Raw genomic sequence first — 20,869 nt, 5'->3', positions numbered from 1 at the left:
TAAATACTATGGAATTCGTAGCTGCTCCCGCCCGTCTATCAACCGCTGATGCCCAGTTTGAGCATGATTTTGCTGAACGCCTGCATTGGTCGGCAGACACGGATGCAGCCATCGAGCAGCGCGTGGCCGACATCCTGGCCGATGTGCAAAAGCGCGGCGATGCCGCCGTACTGGAGTACACCGCCCGCTTTGACGGCCTGAGCGCTGATTCCATGGCTGCATTGGAGCTGACCCAGGCCGAGCTGAGGGCTGCTTTCGACAGCCTGCCCTTAGCCGAGCGCGAAGCGCTGGAATCTGCTGCGCGCCGCGTGCGCAGCTATCACGAAGCGCAGAAGAAAGCCAACGGCGAAAGCTGGAGCTACCGCGACGAAGATGGCACGCTGCTGGGCCAGAAGGTCACGCCGCTGGACCGCGTGGGCATCTATGTGCCCGGTGGCAAGGCGGCCTATCCATCGAGCGTGCTGATGAATGCCATCCCTGCCCATGTGGCCGGTGTGCAGGACATCATCATGGTCGTGCCCACGCCCCAAGGCGCCAAGAACCCGCTGGTGCTGGCTGCTGCCTATGTGGCGGGCGTGCACCGTGCCTTCACCATTGGTGGTGCGCAGGCCGTGGCTGCGCTGGCCTACGGCACAGCCACCATTCCCAAGGTGGACAAGATCACCGGCCCCGGTAACGCCTATGTGGCCAGCGCCAAAAAGCGCGTTTTCGGCATGGTGGGCATCGACATGATTGCTGGCCCTTCGGAAATTCTGGTGCTGGCCGATGGCACGACGCCGCCCGAGTGGGTGGCCATGGATTTGTTCAGCCAAGCCGAGCACGATGAGCTGGCCCAATCCATCCTGCTGTGCCCCGATGCGGCGTATATCGACGCCGTGCAGCGCGAAATCGACCGCCTGCTGCCAGAGATGCCACGCAAGGCCATCATCGCCAAGAGCCTCAATGACCGCGGTGCGCTGATTCTGACTCGTGACATGGAAGAAGCCTGCGCCATCAGCAACCGCATTGCGCCCGAGCACCTGGAAGTCTCCAGCCGCGATCCGCACAAGTGGGAGCCGCTGCTCAAGCACGCCGGCGCCATCTTCCTGGGCGCGTACACCTCCGAATCGCTGGGCGACTACTGTGCAGGCCCCAACCACGTGCTGCCCACCAGCGGCACGGCGCGTTTTTCCTCGCCTCTGGGTGTGTATGACTTCCAGAAGCGCAGCTCCATCATCGAAGTCAGCGAAGCTGGCGCGCAGATTCTGGGCAAGACCGCTGCGGTGCTGGCCTATGGTGAAGGCTTGCAGGGCCACGCCCGTGCTGCTGAAATGCGCTTGAAGTAAAGCTTCTCCGCACTTCCGCCAAGCCGCGCCATTGAGCGCGGCTTTTTTACGCCCCTACTGGGGTTGGTAATTGATTTCAAAATGTTATAAGGCTCGTGATTTGAAGGCTGAGTGGAGATACTGCCAAGTTTTATGAACCAGCGAGGCGCCAAAAAATGAAAGCAAACCAAGACATAAAAAGCATCAGTGGGTGGCGCTGGCTGGCAGCTTGGCTAATGGGGCTGTTGCTGGCGACCAGTCTGGTTGCCTGTGGTTCTGTGGCTCCCTCGCAGTCTGAGCTAGCTCAGGCCGAGGCTGCGCCTATTCCTGAGATTGTTGCGCCTGCGGCTGGTGACGGAAAAAGGAGGTCGATTCATGAGCAGCTACGCATCAGCCGCCCGATGCTGGCCAAGGAGCGCTCTACCTTGGGAACCCAGTGGGGAGAGGGGCGAGAGTCTGTGAGCAAGCCGGTGACAGCCTGGCGCGTGACCCCGAATCAGCCGCGTGATGTGCGTGAGCTGCACTACTCGGATGAAGACAGCATTCGCAGCTCGCTGGGGGAGCACTCACAGCGACAAAAAAACATGCTGCTGGCCGATGGCGATGTGGAGCTGTATGTGCTCAATTACAGCGGGAGTGAGTTCCCTATTTACGCTTTTCGCAACCACAGCTTTCATCTGGCCGGCAGCAATGGGGAGCGCTATGAACTGCTGTATGTCAATCGCAGCCAGCGAATCTATGAAGTCGTGGCGAGCGTGGACGGCCTGGATGTCATCAGCGGGCAGGTCGGCAGCGTGAAAAACCGCGGCTATCTGCTGCACCCCGGCAAGAATCTGGTGATTGAGGGCTTTCGAAAAAGTCTGCAAGAAGTGGCGGCATTTCGTTTCACGAATAAGCGCAAAGGTCGTGCCTATGCCAATAACACGCCTGCAGGCGATGCCCGCAATGTGGGCGTGATTGGCACGGCATTGTTCGAGGTGAGCCTGGGTGAGAAGGCGGGGAAAGAGTCGGAGTGGATGAGAAAAAACAACCCCAAGGCATTTCCTGCGGATGGCGCAGCGTTTGCCCCGCCTCCGCAATACGGTCGCTAAGAGTTGTTCCAAGAGTGGTTCTTCGAACCGCTTTTAATTGTGCATCTGTCGCAGGTACTGGGATTTCTGGGCTGTCATTTCCAGCAGGCAGAAGCTTCGATTGGCCTCGCCGCCTGGGGCCGTCGGTGCGACGTATTCAAAGTCGCAGCGCTCTTTGCGGTACTGCAGCCATGCTCTTTGCGCTTTTTTGAGAGTTTCGCGCTGCTCTATGTTCAGGGCTTGCTGCAGCTTCTTGTAGTTGGCGTTCAAGTCTGCATCGACCCTCTTGAGCTCTTGCTCCGCGCAAGCCATCCATTGCGAGTTTTTCATGGCGCCCAGGTCGACCGCCTCCATGCAGTCCTCGTATTGCTTGGAGTACTGCGGTTGCTCGTTGGCATGGGCCGGGCCAAACCATAGCGATGCAAGAGTGAGGCAAAGCGCGGAGCTCAGTGTTTTGAGGTGCATTGAAGGTATGTCTCGTATAAGGGTGAGTCGATGGGTTTGAGCATCCTAGCGGCTGCACAACACATTTCATCCATGAGTGGCTCTGCATAAGATGACACGAATTTAGTGCAACACGAATTTCGTGTAATATTCATGGCATGAAAAACGTCACCATCACCGTCGAAGACAGCGTGCTTGACTGGGCCCGTATCGAAGCGGCGCGGCGCGGCAGCAGTGTCTCGCGCATGCTGGGTGACTTCATGGCCGAGCTGATGCAGCGTGAAGACGCTTATGAGCGTGCCTACCTGGCCTGGCGCACGGACGAACGCAGCTGGCAGGCACAGCCGAAAGAAGCTACGAAGTCTGTAGCGCGTAGCGCAAGTCCTCAAAGGGCTGCACTGCAAAAAGACTTGAATTCTGGAGCCGGGGCATGAGTGCCATGACCACCGTGTTTGTCGATACCTCGGTGCTGATCGCCGCAGAGAATGCCGCCGGCGGTGAGCTGTATGCCGCCACGCTGGCCTGGCTGGACTTGCTGTGGCGCAGTCGCACGGGGCGCACCAGCAATCAGGCGCTGGTCGAGTTCTATGACCAAGCGACCACCGCTGCTACCCCTTTGCCCCAAGGCGATGCCCGTGCCGCCATTCGCCGCTACCAGACCTGGGCGCCGTGGAAGACCGACGCCGCCACGCTGGAGACAGCCTGGGCCGTGCAGGCCCGCCATGCGCTGGACTTTGGCGACTGCCTGGCCGTGGCCTGCGCCCAGCACAGCGGCTGCAACCATATGCTGAGCCTGCACCTGCCCCATGGGGCGGAGTTTGGCGGCGTGACCATCGTCCACCCGCTGCAGCAAGCCGCCCCCGAAAATCTTGAGGCTTGAGCGCCTGAATTGCAGCGATCCGTATCGACTGCATTGGCCAACGCAAGCCCTGTGTGAAAGAGTGAACCCATGACTGCTCAAGACATCCAGACCAAAGCCCTGCAACGCATTCGCGCCGATGTGCGCGCCATGCAGGGCTACCATGTGCAGCCCGCCCAAGGCCTGCTCAAGATGGACACGATGGAGAACCCCTACCGTCTGCCGCTGGAGCTGCAGAAAAAGCTGGGTGAACATCTGGGCAGCCTGGAGATTAACCGCTATCCCGGCGAGCGCCAGGAAGTGCTCAAGAAAATGCTGGCAGACTACGCGGGCGCGCCCGCAGGCACCTCGGTGCTGCTGGGCAATGGCTCGGACGAAGTCATCACATTGCTTGCGCTGGCCACGGCCCAGCCCGATACCGCAGGCCGCGCCAAGATGCTGGCACCCATGCCCGGTTTTGTGATGTACCCGCTGTCGGCCAAGCTGCAGGGGCTGGACTTTGTGGGCGTCGATCTGACGGCCGACTTCGATCTGGACCTGCCCGCCATGCTGGCCGCGATTGCCGAGCATCAGCCCGCCATCACCTATATCGCCTATCCCAACAACCCCACGGCCACGCTGTGGGCCGAAGACAAGGTGCAGGCCGTGATCGACGCCGTGGCCCAGATCGGCGGACTGGTGGTGATGGATGAGGCCTACCAGCCCTTTGCCAGCCGCAGCTGGATCACACGTATGAAGGCCGACCCTGCGCGCAACCAGCATGTGCTGTTGATGCGCACGCTCTCCAAGTTCGGCTTGGCTGGCGCGCGCCTCGGTTATCTGATCGGCCCTTCGGCCATCGTCAATGAGCTGGACAAGGTGCGCCCGCCCTACAACATCAGCGTGCTCAACTGCGAGACGGCGATTTTTGCGCTGGAGCATGAAGCGCTGTATGCCGAGCAGGCCGCCGCCATCCGCTCCGAGCGCCAACCGCTGATCGATGCCTTGGTTGCGCTCGATGGCGTGGAAAAGGTCTGGCCCTCCGAAGCCAATATGGTGTTGTTGCGTGTGCGCGATGCCGGCAAGGCCCAGATCGAGATGAAACAACGCGGCGTGCTGGTCAAGAACGTATCGGCCATGCACCCGCTGCTGAGTAACTGCCTGCGCCTGACCGTAGGTACCCGCGAAGAAAACGCCCAGATGCTGGCGGCCCTCAAGGAGTCTTTATGAACAATTTGGTGACCACCCCTGCAGCCCCGCTGCTGCGTACTGCCGAAGTCACACGCAACACGGCCGAAACCCGCGTGGCCGTGCGCATCAACCTCGATGGCACGGGCAAGGCCAGCCTCAATTCCGGCATCGGCTTTCTCGACCACATGCTGGACCAGATTGCCCGCCACGGCCTGATCGACATGGACATTGAATGTGCGGGCGACTTGCACATCGATGGCCACCACACAGTGGAAGACATCGGCATCACGCTGGGTCAGGCCTTTGCCAAGGCCATTGGCGACAAGAAGGGCATTCGTCGCTACGGCCACGCCTATGTGCCACTGGATGAAGCGCTCTCCCGCGTGGTCATCGACTTCTCGGGTCGCCCCAGCCTGCACATGGATGTGAAATTCACCGCCGGCAGCATCGGCCAGCTCGACACACAGCTGGTGTATGAGTTCTTCCAAGGCTTTGTGAACCACGCCGGTGTCACGCTGCACATCGACAATCTCAAGGGCTTCAACGCCCACCATCAGTGCGAAACCATCTTCAAGGCCTTTGCCCGCGCCGTGCGCTTTGCGCTGGAGCAGGACGAGCGCATGGCGGGTGTGATTCCCTCGACCAAGGGCGCTCTTTAATCAAGAGCTGCTAATGCACATCAGCATTGAATTTCAATGAGATTCAATGCTGAAACGCAATCTCAACAAGCGGTAGATGCTATGAGTTTGAAGAACAACACCGTGGCCGTGGTCGATTACGGCATGGGCAATTTGCGCTCGGTCTCGCAGGCCGTACGCACGGCTGCGGCCGACACCGGCTGGGATGTGGTGGTCACCGCCGACCCTGAAGTCGTGCTGGCCGCCAACCGCATCGTGCTGCCCGGACAGGGCGCCATGCCCGACTGTATGCGCGAGCTGCGTGAATCGGGCCTGCAGGAAGCCGTGCTGCATGCCGCCGCCAACAAGCCGCTGTTTGGCGTGTGCGTGGGCATGCAGATGCTGCTGGACCACAGCGACGAAGGTGATGTTCCGGGCCTGGGGCTGATCCCCGGTGATGTGCGCAAGTTCGATCTGGCGGGCAAGACACAGGCCGATGGCAGCCGGTTCAAGGTGCCGCAAATGGGCTGGAACCAGGTGCACCAGACTTTGCATGGCGGCAAGCCCCATGCGTTGTGGGCAGGCATTGCCGACGGCAGCTTCTACTACTTTGTGCACAGCTTTTATGCGCTGGTGCAACAAAGCGCACATTGCGCAGCCGAGGCCGACTATGGCGGCCGCTTTGCATGCGCGGTTGCACGCGATAATATTTTTGCGACCCAGTTTCACCCCGAGAAAAGCTCGGATCAGGGACTGGCGCTGTTTCGCAACTTCCTCGGCTGGAAGCCCTAGAAGCACGCTGCGAATCGGCTCTTGCGATCTCGGTTCGCCGTATATTTCCTTTTTTCAACCGGCCACCTTTGACGGCCCAACTTGCTAGCAGATCACCATCATGTTGCTCATCCCCGCTATCGACCTCAAGGACGGCCACTGCGTTCGCCTGATTCAAGGTGATATGGACCAGTCCACCACCTTTGGTGAGGACCCCGCTGCCATGGCCGCTAAGTGGCTGGATGCAGGCGCCCGTCGCCTGCACTTGGTAGACCTGAACGGCGCCTTTGCGGGCCAGCCCAAGAACCTGTCGGCCATCAAGAGCATCCTCAAGGAAGTCAATGGCGAGATTCCCGTGCAGCTGGGCGGCGGCATCCGTGATCTGGACACCATCGAGCGCTACATTGATCTGGGCATTGAGTACCTGATCATCGGCACCGCTGCCGTCAAGAACCCCGGCTTCTTGCAGGATGCCTGCAGCGCCTTCCCCGGCCACATCATCGTGGGTCTGGACGCCAAGGACGGCAAGGTTGCCATCGACGGCTGGAGCAAGCTCACCGGTCAGGACGTGATCGAGACCGCCAAGCGCTTCGAGGGCTGGGGTGTGGAATCCATCATCTATACGGATATCGGCCGTGACGGCATGCTGACCGGCATCAACATCGACGCCACCGTCAAGCTGGCGCAGTCGCTGAAGATTCCTGTCATTGCCTCCGGCGGTTTGGCCGGCATGGCCGACATTGAAGCGCTGTGCAAGGTGCAGGACGAAGGCGTGGAGGGCGTGATCTGCGGTCGTGCCATCTATACCGGCGATCTGGACTTTGCCGACGGCCAGGAACGCGCCGACGAGCTCACGGGTGAGTGAGATGGTTTTTCAGGCCCAGGCCATTGATTGGCAAGGGCTACCTGCTATCGCTTTGAGATTGAATCAGGGTGATAGCTGTCTCATCAGTCTGCAAGGCGCACAGGTGCTGTCCTGGATCAGCCAAGATCAGGAGCGCCTGTTCCTCAGCCCGTTGGCCGCCCACGATGGCAAGACTGCGATTCGCGGCGGCATTCCGGTCTGTTTTCCCCAGTTCAATCAGCGCGGCCCTTTGGTCAAGCACGGCTTTGCGCGCCTGATGACTTGGACGGCCGATGATGCGCAGGCACTGGGTCATGACGGCGTGCAGCTGAAGTTGCGGCTGAAAGACACCGAGGCCACGCATTCCGTCTGGCCGCACGAGTTTGAAGCGGTGCTGACCGTGCAGCTCACGCCAGCTCAGCTGCAGGTAGAGCTGGCCGTGAACAACCTTGGCGATAAAGACCTGCCCTTCACCGCAGCACTGCACAGCTATCTGCGTGTACCTGACGTGGAGCAAGCGGCTTTGCAAGGCCTGCAGGATTTGACGTACTGGGATGCGGTGGCCGACACCCACCCCCGGCAGCAAGGCACGGTTCGCTTTGGGGTGGAGACCGACCGTGTCTATCCAAGGGCGCAGGAGGCCTTGCAGCTACAGGCAGACGATCGGCCCTGGCTGGAGATTGCTCAGGATGCTGCATGGAGTGAGACCGTGGTCTGGAACCCAGGCCCCGAGCTGTGCGCCACTCTTCAAGATATGGCTGCTGACAGCTGGCAGCAAATGCTGTGTGTAGAGGCCGCGGCCATTGATGCGGCTGTCACCGTAGCTCCGGCCCAGTGCTGGAAGGCTGCACAAACTCTGCGCAGTTATTGAATTCAGGCTGCTAAAGCCGAATGCAAACAGGCCCCTTCAATCTTGGATTGCGGGGCCTGTTTGCATTCTTGCGCTCTTGTTTGCTTATTGCAGCATAAAGGTCCGGTACTCCAGCCTGTCCATGGATCGCGTGAGATAGACCAGAGCTACGCACAGTGTCACTAGCATGGCCAGTGTGAAGCCGTAGCCGTAGAACGCAGCGCCAAGGGCCAGCGAGATCGAGGTGAAGGCAATATTGAGCACCAGCATCAAGGTGCACAGCATCAGGATGATGCGGCGCTCATTGAGGTAGAAGAAGATGTTGAGAACGGCCATGACGCCAACCTGCAGACCGGTGCCCACGACCTGTACGTGCAGCAGTGGCAGGTAAAGCTGAGAAATACCCAGCAGCTCCAGCAGGCTGGGGCCTGCGACAAAGGTGACCAGAATGGCAATGGTCTGGATCTTGGCGATCTCGCTCAGTCCGGTCTGTATGGAATAGACCATCTCATGGCGCATGGTTTCTATGTATTCCAGCGAACCGCCGCCGCGCACCGCGTTGAAGAACTTGTCGTAGTACTCGACGAAGTCGGTTTCAATGCGTACCAGAAAAACCGCCATTCCGGGAATGATGGACAAGTACGAGAGAAAGACCGGAATGTCGTAAATCAGCGAAGCGCGAAGACCGCCAATGATGGCCTGAGAGGTAGGCAGAAAGAACCAGAAGATGATCTTGTCAATCCAGATCCCCAGGTTGTAGAGAAAGCCTATACCCAGCAGCGATGTAAAAATCATCGAACGCTTGGTGAAGTCAAAGGCAATCCAGCGCCTCTCTATGGGAAAGCGCTTGAGGATGAGCACCCACATGCCCGCTACAAGCAGGGCATGGCCGCAGATGAAGCTCAGCAGCAGGCCTTCCAGACCCCAGTGACGCAGGGGCAGAGACAGAGCCACGATCAGGATGTAGCTGATGGCGAACAGGGCGGTGATGGCTTTGTACTGTTTGAGCCCGGATAGCAAAACCGCCATGGTCCAGACCATGCACATCAGGGTGAAGCCCGCCAGCATCAAGATGCGATAGGTTGCGCTTTGATTTGGCAGAAGGGTGAACAGGGCAACGAGCCCGGTAGCGACGGCCAGTGAGGCAATGATCAGCAGCAGGCCGTGGAGATTGGGAAGGACCGAGGAGTCCTGCTTGAGAAACAGCCGGTCCGAGATAAAGCGTGTGAACGCCAGCTGGGCGGCTCCTGTCAGGATCAGACTGAAGGCCACCAGATAGGTGACCGAGGTCTGAAATTGCGTGACCAGCAGCGGTGGAGCGACAACGCCCACGCTGAAGACTCCGACCAGCAAGATGCCGATGATGGAAAAAACCCAGGGGCCTGAACCGATGACACCGGCATAGGTATAGGCTTGGAAAATGCTGGTCAGCGTGTTTTTGCGCAACATGTGGCGCAGTTCAAATCCAATGCCCGCCATTAGTGGGCCTCCTGGGAGTTTTCAAGGGCGCTGTCGTAGATCTGTTGATAGCGCTCAAACAGCAAAGTGTCGGTGTAGTAGCGCTCGACACGGGCAATACCCGCCGCACTGGCTTCCTGCCATTTCTCAGGGTTGGTCAGCAACTCTAAAGAGGCATCGGCCAAGGCTTCGGGGTTGGCGATGCTCACGATGCGGCCACAGCTTCCGAGCAACTGGTCTTCATCATCCAGACCATGGATCAGCTGGCTGCATGAGCCCACATCGGTGCTGATGACAGGCACGCCTGCTGCCTGCGACTCCAGAATGACCAGAGGCAAGGCTTCGCTCACGGAGGACAGCACGACAAGACCCACCAGAGGCATCAGGTCTTCAATGCGCTGCATGCCTAAAAACTTGACGTGATTTTGCAGGTTCAGGCTTGAGACCAGACTTTTGCACTCCTGCACGTAGTCGGGATCTTCTTCCACAGGGCCGGCAATCCATGCCTGGGCCTGGGGGAGCTTGTTGACGATGCGTCGCATGGAGCGAATAAAGGTCTTGATGTCTTTGATGGGGACAACCCGCCCAATCAGGCACAGTACCGGGGGCGTACTGTCGGGGCGAATGCTGCGCAAAGGAGTGAAGCGCTCGACCCGTATGCCATTGGGCACATTGAGCGTGCGCTCGGGTGGCGCTCCATCATTGATCTGGCGCAGCCGGTTGGCCTCATACAGCGCAATGATGGGATTGGCTGCTTCGTAGCAAAAGCGTCCCATCCACTCAAAGAAGCGGATCCACATTTGCCGGAAGAAGGAGACTTCCATGGGGTCGCGCTGGAAGAAGTTGCGGTTGTCCCGGATCCAGGTGCTTTTGAGCAGGTCAATCTGGCGCTCTTTGGTGTAGATGCCATGCTCGGACAGAATGAGCGGCAACTGGCGCCGGTGGTGTAGCAAGCCGCCCAGAAAGCCTGCGTAGCCCGTGGAGACGGTGTGCAGCACGCGCACGGGGATCAGCGTTTCGGCTATCTCGGCCAGCAGCCACAAGGGCTTGAACATGATGCGCACTGTCCAGAAGAAGTCCACAAAGGAGGGGTCGCTGCAGTAGCGTACATAGCTCTCGCGCAGCAACTGCCAGGCCTCTTCGCTGTGCAGGAAGTCACCCAGGGGAATGCCGCCGCCGGGGCGCAGCTCCATCGCAATGGTCTGAATTTCCTCAAGAATGGCCTGTCGGGAAGCGGCCTTTCCGTCATCCTGCTCAAGAAGCAGCAAAAGCCTTCTGATGTGCTCGAAACTCTGCGGACTGCCGCGGACATGCTCAGGCTTGTCCTTTTCGTCGAGATCATCGTAGAGAAAGTGCTCCTGAAAATGCACGACGTTGGCAGGCAAGGTGTAGCGAAACTCTCCATAGTCTTCGCGCTTGCTGCCCAGGAAGACGATGGCAAATTTGTACTGCGGATAGGCATTCAGAATTTGCTGCACCCAGCTGGAGACACCACCGCTGACATAGGGGTAGGTCCCTTCGAGCAGCAAGGCAATATCTGCCTGAGGGGCTTTGGGGGGCGAGGCGCTCATGCAGCACTCCAGTACTTGATGTTGGCCAGCAGTCTGGGAGGGGCTTGAGCCGGATCCAGTGTCTGCATCAATGCCTGGGCCTGTGAGAAGTGACGCTGCAGAAAGTGAATCTCTGCGAGGTAAGGGGTGACGCGAGCAGCAGGCAAGCCCATGGTCAGAGCGTCTTCATAGGCATTTTGGGCTTGCTTATATTCATGGCGCAGCTGCATCAGCCTTCCCTTGCGCAAAGTCAACAATGCATTGCTTGGCTGCACGGCAAGAACACTCTCGCAGTAATGCAGGGACTGTGCGATGGCGTGATCTTTGACATCACTTTGTGTGACGCCCTGATAGATCATCTCCCAGTACAGGTCTGACAGCGTCCAGCAGGCTTGGATGCCTTGCGGTCCCAGGACATCGGAGCCCTCCGTCTCCTGTGCCTTCTCAAGCTTTTGCTGTGCTTCATGGATGGCCTGGCTGATCTGCTGCTCCTTGGTGTCCAGCATGCTGTAGGCCAGAAGACGCAGGTCGTCGTTGGAATCACTCAGTGCATTGCGCAGCAGGGGGGAGGCCAGCTTTCCTGAGACGCTCCCGAGCGCAACCATGGCGCGCATACGAGCCGCAATCGGAACGCTCTGGTTGCTCAGGAAGGTGCCCAGTCCTGGAGGGCGTCGCTTGTGACTGCTCGCCTGGGACTGGTCAAACTCCGGAAGGCTCACTGAAGGAAAGGGGTGCTGCAAAGAAGGGTTGCGATGGCGCAGCAATGCAAAAAATGCAATGAAGCACCCAATCGGGCCAGCGATCGGCACTGCAAATGACACCACCGCAGTCAAAGCGACCAGGGCGGAGCGCTGATCGCGCAAATAAGGCAGGCCATGGATCAATGGATAGAGACTGAGGCCGAACAGCACGGATGCCATTGCATGGATGATAAAAAAGGCCAGCAAGGCGCTGTTCGCATCGGCTCTAAGCAAATGAGGCAGTGTCCATGCGCATACCTCTACCAAGGTCGCGACCAGGGCAAGGGTAAGGTTAAGCATGGACGAACCCAACAATCTGATCCAAAACGGCCATGGTCTTGCCTTTTTGAATCGGGATGGTGTGAGCGCGAATGCCAGCATCGTCCAGGGAGTCGATGCCGCGCTGCTTGAGGTGGTCTGCGAGGCGATTCATGAAGCCTTCACTGGCTGCATGCGAGCTCAATGGCATCAGAATGGCGAGTACTGTTTTTTCCGCTCCGCTGAGCAGCCATGACTGGTCCAGATTGCGCTCCATTTGCATGATCAGCTGGGGTGTTTCGGCAGCGACAGCGGAGGCGGAGAACTCCAGTACCAAGGCCGTGCTGGAAAGCTGGCTGGTGCAGATCACATGCTCCATACGCTGGAGTTCCGAGGCAAATTGCGCAGGACATTCCGGGTGTGCCTGCAGCAGTGGCCGAGCCAGATCATTGGCTGCGACGCTATCCGTGTAATAGCCGAGCAAAAGATTGATGGTCTGCAGCGTCTCTTCCTGTAAGGCAAAGAAAGGCATTTCCTCAACAACGAGCAGTCCGTAAACCTTTCCCGATAGATCCTGCATGGGCGCCGCAAGAATGTAGCGAGTCTGGTGGCTGTTTTGCAGGCTGTGCGAGATGTGACACATTGAGCCCGTCTCAAGCGCCTGCTTGATCAGTGGGTCATTCATGTCCAGAGCAGATGCTCCTCCGATCTGGGCAACAGGTGTTTTTTCCAACGAGTCCTCTTGGAGGCGCACGATGCTTGCGGTATTGATCTGGCAAAGCTGTGACAGAAGGCTAAGCAGAGTCAGCACATCGTTGGAGCTGCCGCTGAGGTCGCGCAGTTTCAGCAGGGCATCCCGCATGGAAATAGGCTGGGCAATCAACTGCTGCTCCAGCTGTTCATGAGACAGGCGCAGCAGGTAGTGACGACGCACCAGCTGCTCAAGACGCAGGTCTTGATACTGTTGTGCAGTGCGTGCCTTGCGCAAATGGTGGCGCCAGGTACTGGAGACTTCGCCGACGATCATGACCATGATCAGCCCACCCAGAAAGTACTGCTGGGGAAAATGGCTTAAATCCTGTCGATTCAGCCCTAGCCACCCAAGCAGGAACACACCGGAGGCACAGAGGCCGGCAATAGGACCGTAGCGCAGGGCGATGATCATGGGGGCTAGCCAGACCCACGGAAATTCAGCCTCGATCCATAAAGGATTTTCGGGGCTAACCAGATAGCTGATGAGTAGTGCTAGACCCGGAAGCAGAGCCGTCTCGAGAATGACGATCCAAGGCTTGATGTTCGTCACCATTAATTTCCCAAGTGGTGAGCCTTTGAGATCGTCAGAAGGGTGGCTGTTCTGGGCGGTGCTGGCCGGGCTGAGCACAGCGGGTGTTTCTTGAGAGGGCATAGGCTTGCAGTCTGGGGTGCTCAGTGCGTAGCGGGCCTTAGCGGGCGTTCGCAACGCCAGTGCCGAGCAGGCTGCGAATCAGCTTCTGACCGACTGCGGCAAGAGACTCTCGGCTCCAGCCGCTTTTGCCGCCCGTGGCGCTCCATATGGTTTTGCCTTCGCTGACATCGACGATTTCCAGGGTCACGCCGACAGCAGGCTCGCCGTCTACGCCGACTTTGTAGCGCCACTCATCCACCGTCCCTAGCAGTGCATAGTGCACGCCTTCCTCCCGGGCCCAGCTCAATGCTTCTTCGCGTCGCTTTCCGCTCTGGCTATCAAACAGGGCCTCCTGCTGTGCATCGCCGGTATAGCGCTTGACGGAGTTCACACCTCGGGTCTGGAGAATGGCTGTCGCAATGCTTTCGGCCCGGCTGCCAGCCATGGGTGTCTCCGTGTGGTTCTCGAAAGGCAGAACAGCCCAGGATGCGTTTTTGGCCAGGACGGGCGAGGGGGCTTGGTCGACAGTGGAGCAGGCCGCTAGAAGACTGAGCAATCCTGCCGCCAGGCCCGCATTCGTGAGGCGACGGATACGCGATGAAGAAGAGGTGTTGACGTTCATGGTGGTTCCTTGATGTCTCAATAGTGCAGACGATAGGTGAGCTGCAGCTCACGGCTGGTTCCTGTGTTGTTGAGGCCGGTTTTGGAGAGGTTGAAACCGACCATCCAGTGGTCGGGTCCAAGAAGGCTTCCGGAGAAGCCCATACGCGCTTCGTAGCCTGCGCCATTAAGGCTGTGGTGCGTCAAGGCCAGGCTGGCAAAAGGACGCCAGCGCCGCGTGTAGTCTTGTGCGTAGCGGGTATCCGTGGAGACCTGTACGCCCGAAAAGCGGAAATTGCCGGGCAGCAGGTAATCACTGCCTGCGCTGCTTCCCGCAGGCAGGTATCTGAAAATATCCAGCTGTTGCCCGCTTAATGAGGCCGGATCTGTGCGGCTGTAGCGGTGCCATGAGGTAAAGACTCCAAACTCCAGACTCGGTGTTTCGCTGCGGTAGCTATGCGTGTACTGCAGTGTGGCGTGCTGGCCGGAGCCTATGCGCGATCCTCCGGTTTGAACGGAGTAGCGCTCACCGGCCACTTCAAGACCCAATCGATCCTGGCGCGAGAACTGATAGGTGGCGCCCAGTGCGAGCCTGTCCTTCATGCCCCCCATGCGCATGGCGAGAGTGTCTTGCATGGAAAGCTCTTTGCCGATGGATGCATCCAGGGTCCATCGGTTGTCAAAAAGCAGGCTGTGGGACAGTTGCACAGGGTGGTAGGTGCCCAAGCTGCGCCTTTCCCCGAGCATCAGCTCGGTACTTCCCTTGGGAGACAAGCGGCGAAGACGCAGGCCTGCACCATGCTCGCTGGAAGGGCGGCTTACAAAGCTGAAATTGTTGATCGTGCGGCGAGTGTGGTCTGTCTCAAGCTCCAAAGCCCAGCGTGAGTTGATGGGGCGATGCCAGCGCAGCTTGTGCTCTGCCTCATCGATGCCGCTCAGCTGGCGCTGACTGAATCCATAGTCAGAAAAGTGACTCATGGCCAGCAACTGCTCTGTTAGAGCGGTGTGCAGGGTGTCGTCGTCGGGCTGATTGGAGAGGCCGTCAAAGCCGGCGGTCTGCGCCAGGCGCACATCGCCAGCCATGACCGCTGCCGTGAGGTAGTCGTGACGCGGTAGCCGGTCGCCGTAGCGGTCCAGTAACTGGCTAGCCTGTGCAGTGTCCTTTTCCGCGATGGCAATGGTGATCTGTGCCCACAAGGGCGCATTGCCTTTTTTGCCGCGACTACGGGCATATTGCTGCCAGAGATAACCGCGCTCAGCGGAGTACTCACCTTTGTCCTGTAGCCAGGCCAGAGCCAGCTCTTTGGCTTCGGGAGAGTATTCATTGCGGCCAGACGTCTGGAGGTCCTGACGCATCAGCTCGCGCATGAGCGCCATTTCGTCATCTCCATAGGCGCGGTTGAGCGTCAGGCGAATACGTGCCTGCCTTTGTACCTTGTCCAGCGCTTGCGGCGTCAGCCATTCCTGTGCCGAGCGTTTGCCCTTGGGCTCTTTGGCTTGTTGCTTCAGCCAGAGCTCTCGGCGCAGGCGCCAAGCCAGATCCGCTTGCTGGTTTTGCTCCAGAGCGTCGGCATAGCTCATCATCCAGAGAAAGTCTTCTTGCTTGCGTTGTAGCTGCGGCTGCAGATAGCGTTGCAATGCCACAGCCGGGCGAGACAGGTTTTGATTGGCTGCGGATAGGGCGTCATGCATTTCCAGGTCTTGCGCCCAGTTGCTCTCCACGCGTGCGAGAAGGTTGGAAAGGGCCAGTGAATCTTGTGAATCAATCAAAAGCCAGAGCAGTGACTGCCTCAACTGAAGCGACTCCGGTGTCAAGGCCAGGCCTTTGCTGAAGGCTGCCTGGGCTTTGTCGAACTGCTTGGTGCGTTCGTAGTACATCCCCAGAACATGCAAAAAAGAGGGTTGGTTCAGCAGGCGCTCTGAAAGATCGGGTGAGGACATCACCTGCTTCAGATAAGAGCCAAGCCTGCCGGGATCCCCGGCTTCTTCGAGCAGATAAAAGGCTTGGGTCAGATGCCTCAGGGAATGAAATTTTTCCCAGGCCTGCAATGAAAGCTGTGCAGCTTCTTCACGATTGCTGCGCAGCAAGATATTGATGATTCCGTCGTAGTCGCTAATGCTTGCATCAGGAGTCTGTAGCAGCTTGCGAAACGCCTGTGCGGCGACCTGATCATCTCTTTGGCGCTGGGCCAGACTGCCCATGAAGCGCCAGTAGTCGCCTTCATCGGGCATGGGCTGATGAATGTAGGCCTGTGACTCTTCCAGCCAGCGCAGGCCCAGATCCGGCTGTCCTTCCAGCAGCGCCATGGAAGCCGCTGCCATGGCATGGGCAGGTGTGCGCTGCTCTGGAATTTCAAAGACCCGCTTCCATGTGTCCAGAGCGAGCCGGGTTTGACCATCGCGCTCGGCCACACGTGCCAGCATGACCAGAGCCTCAGGCGACTTGCCGTGGTGAAGAAGATAGTCGATGGCTTTTTGAGGCGTGCCCTGACGCTCATAGCTCTCCACCAAAGAGCGAAGCAGGGCGGGATCGTTGGGGCGTTGGTGCAGCAGGTGCAGAATACCTGCCGTCAGCGCATGATCGTCAAACAGGCCGGGAGCCATGCGCATGACTGCCTTCCAGGCATCTTCCCGCTTGGTTCCTTGAGCAATGAAAAGCCAGTTGTCGAGAGCTAGCTGAGAGCGTCCGCTCCACTCGGCCACATGGGCTAGGCGTTCACGCCACACCATGTTCTGGGGGGACTGCTTGACGGCCGCCTGGGCGGTTCTCAGTGCATCTTCCAGGTTTCTGTTCTCCAGAAAAACGTCGTATGCCAGCTTGTAGGTCTGCTCATCAAATGGAAGAACAGGCTCTTTGGTTTTTTTTGGGACGGCATTGGTGGCCGTTTGCTGCATGGACCAGCCATCGCTGGGCTGCATGGGCAGCTTCAAGGACCAGGCGCCATCGTCAAAAGAGGCAGAGGCGTTGCCTGCATCGGCAACCTGGGCTTGTGCTGCATGCCATTGCTCAAGCAAGGAAAGCTTGAGCAGTTTCTTGACATATTTCTCGGCCGTGGCTGGCTGGCCGGCGGCTCGCGCCAGTTCAACGAGTTTTTTCAGGATGAATGGCTCATCGCCAAGTGTCTCGAGGTTGGCTTCTGCCAGAGCCAGTGCATCTTTGCTGCGGTTGGCAGCTTGCAGCACTTGAATGGCATTGAGCAGGTACTCGCGTGTTTGTGGGGTGCCTTCTGCCGACACGCTGGCTTTTTGTAGCAGGCGTGATGCATCCTCATACTGAGAAAAGCCCAGCAACTGGCGGGATGCCTCGGCATAAATCTGAGAGCGCTGTGCGCCATCTGCAGTGTGTTGTGCCAGCTCTTCATAGAGCTCCAGCGCAAAAGGCGTGTCGCGCAGCACCAGGGAGGAAGAAGCCAGATAAAGCATTTGCTCCTGGCTCAGGTCCTGGCGTGGAATGGCGCGAAGTGCCTGCATGACTGCAGGGCGCAGCTGATCAATCTGGTGCGTCGACTTGGCGCTCAGCTTTTCCGCTTCCTGATAGTCGGAGTAAAGCGACTGCCATTGCTTCCACAAGGCCTCAACGGCGGTTGGCAGTGCCTGGCGGCTAGCTTCCTCGGCGGCACGCTTGATTTCCATTTGACGCAATTGCTTGGCCTTGAGCAAAGCCTGCAGGTTCTCGTTGTTCGGGTCGCTTCGGAGCAGGTTGATCAGGTAGTTGATCGAGAGCTCAGACTCGTCCTGACTGGTCGCCAGACGGCGTTCCAAGTCTGTTTTGGGAAACAGCAGCCACAGAGCACCGCAGATCAGAAGAGTCAGCAGTGCAATCAGCCACAGCGGAACGGCCTGTGGGCGCTCATTATTGAGCGCTACATTGGACTTCAAGTTTGGCACTGTTTTGGTTACTTCTGAAGCTGCGGATATGGTCGCTGGAGGCACCGGCCTTGACGGTGGTCAACTCCTTTGGAGACGAGGACTGGCTGCAATGGGGCGGTAGGTACATTTTCCATTCCAGGGGCATATGTCCTTGCAGGGTAAAGCGCATGCCGCCGTCAGGTAAAGACTCCCACTCGGTAACCCTGGCATTGGCTTCTTGCAGGTAAGCAGGCTGCTGGGCAGAGGATTTCTCTGCGGTCAGCATGCTCGCTGCACCCTGAGCCAGGTGGGCATAGTTACCATCGGGACCATTCTTGTAACCCGCAATGCCACTGCTGTGCTCCATCAGAGGAAGGCCCAGCGACGGAGGCAAGCGCACGGTGCGCAAACGACCAGGGCTGCGTAAGATCCATTTGTCACCTTGTCGAGCGACTGCGAACTCATAGTAGTCCTGCACCTTGCGCACATATTCCGAGACAAAGATGGGGTAGGTGTCTTGCTTCAGAGCCCACTGATAAGCGCTGTGCAGAGCTTTGAGGCTGGCGACCTTGGTGGCTGAGTAGAAGTGGTAGTAGACGTCAATGGCTTTGAGGCGGCGAGGACTGCCAGTCATCTCGAAGGTCTCTATAACCTTTTCAAAGCCGTAGAAAGGCCCGTGCCAAAGGTTGGTGTAAATGTTTTCGTTGGTGATAGGTGCATATACCTGCAGGTGCCCGCCTTTTTGGATGCCCCAGCTGCCCACAGCGGTCAGTGAGGGGTTGGCGCGGGTGATATAGGTGTCGCCACCATTCATGTTGAGCAGGCCACCGGCGTCAATGATGGCCAAAGCATCTTCACCCGGCGCCGTATCACCAGACCAAAGCATCACCTCGACAGGCTTGCCGGGAGGAGCCAGATTTTTGCGGATGTAGTCCATGGAGCCGTTAATTTCACGGTCCATGTTCATGGTGTAGCCAGGAATGTTGAGGTTGAGGTTGACCTCTTTGCTGACGGAAGTCTTCTGGCTTTCAGGCACCCAATAGAAAGGGTGAGAGTACGAGTGGCTTGCAATTTCCACATTCGGCATTTTGAAAATGCTTCTGGCAATGTTTTCCAGCTTGGAAGACAGCTGGGGGAAAAGGCCTTGCGGAGAAATCTCTGCTTCCACGATGGAGACCGTGTGTGGAATGCGATAGCGCTGCAGAATTTCTCGCTGAAGCACTTCTGCGGAAAAAGGGGTCCCAGGCAACTCTGCCTTGGAGGGAAATGCATCTCCATCGACATGGGAGAGCAGCAAGCGACGCCCACTTTCCGTAGTGATGTCAGGTACCGGAAAGTCCGTGAGACGCAGCGCCTTTTGCAGCATGCTGAATGGATTGATGACCCAGCGCGCTTGATCGACGCCGGGCAGCTCTTCCACCAGATAAGGATTGAGCACGAAACCACCCCAGGGGGTGACGGCTGCAGAAACAAAACGTCTGCCTTTGGCATCATCAAAAGACAGCAGTTCTTCGCTTTGCTGCTGAATTTCAGGCGTCAATGTCCAGCCTTCAAACTCGTTGTCGGGAGCGAGGGTTTGGGTTTCGAAGTTGTAAATGCTCGACTCCTTCACTTTTTTGAGTGGAAGGGTCGGAGTCACTTCGGTGTGGTTGGCGCCAAAAGGCAGAGCCTTGTTGATTGGGAAACCTGATGCGCTCAGCACCAGAATCGGCATTTTTTTAAGACTTTGGGCCTTGAGCCAGTCCCGAACTTCTTTGATTTTTCTGTCGGGGATGGCACCGTTAAACCAGGTAACCACACCCGCATAGCGGTCCCGATCGATGTCTGTGGGAAGGGGCTCCCGAATATCGGCGTAATCGGCAATGTAGCCCATGTAGTTGAGCGGCATTTCCAGAAAGCGGTGCGCCGCAGACAGGTTCAGCGCAGGAACTTCGGCGCCATTGCGCAAGATCAGCACGCGGCGAGCCTGAGCTTCGATCGTGCCCATGCCCTGGGTGCGCAAGTCGGCATCCGTGACCCAGGGGATGATGCCCAGGGCTTCGATTTTCTTGACGACATCGCGCATGGCCTCTCTGTCATGCGGTGGCACGTAGTCAATGGAGAGAACGGGCAACTTATCTCGCTCGCGGATGCTCTGCAATTGACCCAGAATCCATTCCCGGTCTTTGGGGCTTATGTCGATATAGCGCTTGTTGCTGGCATCCCAGCCGCGAAACAGTGATTCGGCAGCGACCATTTGAATTTGATCGCGTACGCGGGGAACAATTTCAAAGCCGCGGTTCAGAATCAGTTTGATTCCCGGAAACTGGGCATTGAGCTTTTGGATAACCCGCACCAATCCCGCCTGTTGATCTTCCTCGCTGAATTTCTCGGCAAGACGATAAGAATCCATGGTGTCCAGGAAAAAGCCGCGATAGCCTTTATTCCAGAGCGGTGCAATGACTTCATCTGCGAAAAATGCAGGCCATTGCTCAGGAGTCTGATCAATGACCACGGAGTTCCAGGCGCCATTTCTGGCCATCTGCCATGCGGTGGGGATCTTGGAGAAATAGTCGCGCTCACGACCGACCTCTGCCACGGAGGCGTAAGCATAGAGTTCGCTAGTCGGCCACGCCTTGCGATAAGCAACAGGATCGTATCCCTGGCCTGGTTCCACGACCGAAATGTCGTAGAGCGCCAGGGAACTCGGGGAGAGTCCCTTGCCGTAATAAACGGATACCGATGGTGAGGCATGTGCTATGAGGGAGAGCAAAGCCAGGGCGGTAACCAAAAAACTTCGGAATACGATAAACAACTGCTTACTCCAAATGTTTGCGAACTTTTACCGTGATAGATTATAGGTATCGCTTCGTTGTTCTTTATTTCAATATTCCATTGCCTGCCTTGGGCTCTATTGAAAACATCGGGCAACTGAATTAGATGTGCGCGTGTTTGTGTTGAACGCTTTGAGAAATACGTGAATACAGTGAAAGGTTAGTAAAAGAAGCTGATTTACCCACATGACGGTGACAAGGCAGGCATCTTCAAAACCGATTGACTGGCCTGGCGCAGTTGGTTTAAGCCTCCTGAGTCGCGTGGTATCTTTGCTGCCTTTGTTTTTT

Annotated in this window: 17 protein-coding genes; 9 read left to right on the top strand and 8 right to left on the bottom strand. The window is 57.9% G+C overall.

All coding sequences use genetic code 11. The annotated features are described in order from the left end of the window. Positions 1–8 precede the first annotated feature (8 nt). Both hisD and AC2I9W_RS07730 read left to right on the top strand, forming a co-directional pair. On the top strand, positions 9–1,325 hold the full coding sequence (gene hisD, locus AC2I9W_RS07735; protein WP_486409416.1) for a histidinol dehydrogenase: 1,317 nt from the start codon (positions 9–11) through the stop codon (positions 1,323–1,325). A gap of 155 nt (positions 1,326–1,480) precedes the next feature. Continuing rightward, positions 1,481–2,395, top strand: coding sequence for a hypothetical protein (locus AC2I9W_RS07730; protein WP_486409415.1), 915 nt, complete (start codon positions 1,481–1,483; stop codon positions 2,393–2,395). Positions 2,396–2,428: 33 nt separating this feature from the next. On the opposite strand, the gene AC2I9W_RS07725 is transcribed toward AC2I9W_RS07730, so the two are convergent. Next, positions 2,429–2,839 (bottom strand): lysozyme inhibitor LprI family protein, encoded by a 411-nt coding sequence (locus AC2I9W_RS07725; protein ID WP_486409414.1) that lies wholly within the window; start codon positions 2,837–2,839, stop codon positions 2,429–2,431. 137 nt (positions 2,840–2,976) lie between these two features. Here AC2I9W_RS07725 and AC2I9W_RS07720 point away from each other — a divergent pair, with 137 nt between their 5' ends. The 7 genes from AC2I9W_RS07720 (at position 2,977) to AC2I9W_RS07690 (ending at position 7,950) form a co-directional block, all read left to right on the top strand. Next, positions 2,977–3,252 (top strand): hypothetical protein, encoded by a 276-nt coding sequence (locus tag AC2I9W_RS07720; RefSeq protein ID WP_158389545.1) that lies wholly within the window; start codon positions 2,977–2,979, stop codon positions 3,250–3,252. Next, positions 3,249–3,698 carry a PIN domain-containing protein gene (locus tag AC2I9W_RS07715; RefSeq protein ID WP_486409413.1) on the top strand — a complete coding sequence of 150 codons (450 nt, stop codon included), beginning with the start codon at positions 3,249–3,251 and terminating at the stop codon, positions 3,696–3,698. Before AC2I9W_RS07720 ends, AC2I9W_RS07715 begins: the two co-directional genes overlap by 4 nt. Positions 3,699–3,767: 69 nt before the next feature. Continuing rightward, the gene (hisC, locus tag AC2I9W_RS07710; RefSeq protein WP_486409412.1) at positions 3,768–4,886 is read left to right on the top strand and encodes a histidinol-phosphate transaminase; all 1,119 of its coding nucleotides are present in this window, start codon (positions 3,768–3,770) and stop codon (positions 4,884–4,886) included. Further along, positions 4,883–5,506, top strand: coding sequence for an imidazoleglycerol-phosphate dehydratase HisB (gene hisB / locus AC2I9W_RS07705; RefSeq protein WP_486409411.1), 624 nt, complete (start codon positions 4,883–4,885; stop codon positions 5,504–5,506). The genes hisC and hisB overlap by 4 nt, the downstream gene beginning before the upstream one ends. 81 nt (positions 5,507–5,587) lie before the next feature. After that, positions 5,588–6,256 (top strand): imidazole glycerol phosphate synthase subunit HisH, encoded by a 669-nt coding sequence (gene hisH, locus AC2I9W_RS07700; RefSeq protein ID WP_486409410.1) that lies wholly within the window; start codon positions 5,588–5,590, stop codon positions 6,254–6,256. Positions 6,257–6,356: 100 nt separating this feature from the next. Beyond that, a complete protein-coding gene (gene hisA / locus AC2I9W_RS07695; RefSeq protein WP_486409409.1) occupies positions 6,357–7,100 on the top strand; it encodes a 1-(5-phosphoribosyl)-5-[(5-phosphoribosylamino)methylideneamino]imidazole-4-carboxamide isomerase in 744 nt (247 codons plus the stop codon). Next, a complete protein-coding gene (locus AC2I9W_RS07690) occupies positions 7,093–7,950 on the top strand; it encodes a D-hexose-6-phosphate mutarotase (protein WP_486409408.1) in 858 nt (285 codons plus the stop codon). The genes hisA and AC2I9W_RS07690 overlap by 8 nt, the downstream gene beginning before the upstream one ends. 84 nt (positions 7,951–8,034) lie before the next feature. On the opposite strand, the gene pelG is transcribed toward AC2I9W_RS07690, so the two are convergent. The 7 genes from pelG to AC2I9W_RS07655 form a co-directional block, all read right to left on the bottom strand. Further along, a complete protein-coding gene (pelG, locus tag AC2I9W_RS07685) occupies positions 8,035–9,408 on the bottom strand; it encodes an exopolysaccharide Pel transporter PelG (RefSeq protein WP_486409407.1) in 1,374 nt (457 codons plus the stop codon). Next, a complete protein-coding gene (pelF, locus tag AC2I9W_RS07680; RefSeq protein ID WP_486409406.1) occupies positions 9,408–10,958 on the bottom strand; it encodes a GT4 family glycosyltransferase PelF in 1,551 nt (516 codons plus the stop codon). Before pelF ends, pelG begins: the two co-directional genes overlap by 1 nt. Continuing rightward, positions 10,955–11,857, bottom strand: coding sequence for a tetratricopeptide repeat protein (locus tag AC2I9W_RS07675; RefSeq protein ID WP_486409405.1), 903 nt, complete (start codon positions 11,855–11,857; stop codon positions 10,955–10,957). Before AC2I9W_RS07675 ends, pelF begins: the two co-directional genes overlap by 4 nt. Positions 11,858–11,969: 112 nt before the next feature. After that, positions 11,970–13,316, bottom strand: coding sequence for a PelD GGDEF domain-containing protein (locus tag AC2I9W_RS07670; protein ID WP_486409404.1), 1,347 nt, complete (start codon positions 13,314–13,316; stop codon positions 11,970–11,972). 61 nt (positions 13,317–13,377) lie between these two features. Further along, positions 13,378–13,941: a penicillin-binding protein activator LpoB gene (locus tag AC2I9W_RS07665; RefSeq protein ID WP_486409403.1), complete on the bottom strand. Its 564-nt coding sequence runs from the start codon at positions 13,939–13,941 to the stop codon at positions 13,378–13,380. 17 nt (positions 13,942–13,958) lie between these two features. Next, a complete protein-coding gene (locus AC2I9W_RS07660; protein WP_486409402.1) occupies positions 13,959–17,807 on the bottom strand; it encodes a tetratricopeptide repeat protein in 3,849 nt (1,282 codons plus the stop codon). Further along, on the bottom strand, positions 17,773–20,556 hold the full coding sequence (locus AC2I9W_RS07655; protein ID WP_486409587.1) for a bifunctional glycoside hydrolase/polysaccharide deacetylase family protein: 2,784 nt from the start codon (positions 20,554–20,556) through the stop codon (positions 17,773–17,775). Before AC2I9W_RS07655 ends, AC2I9W_RS07660 begins: the two co-directional genes overlap by 35 nt. Positions 20,557–20,869: the final 313 nt, after the last annotated feature.

Source organism: Comamonas sp. FUJ_7, assembly GCF_057369555.1.
Note: the sequence above shows the minus strand (reverse complement) of the source record. Positions and strands in the feature narration are given on the sequence as shown.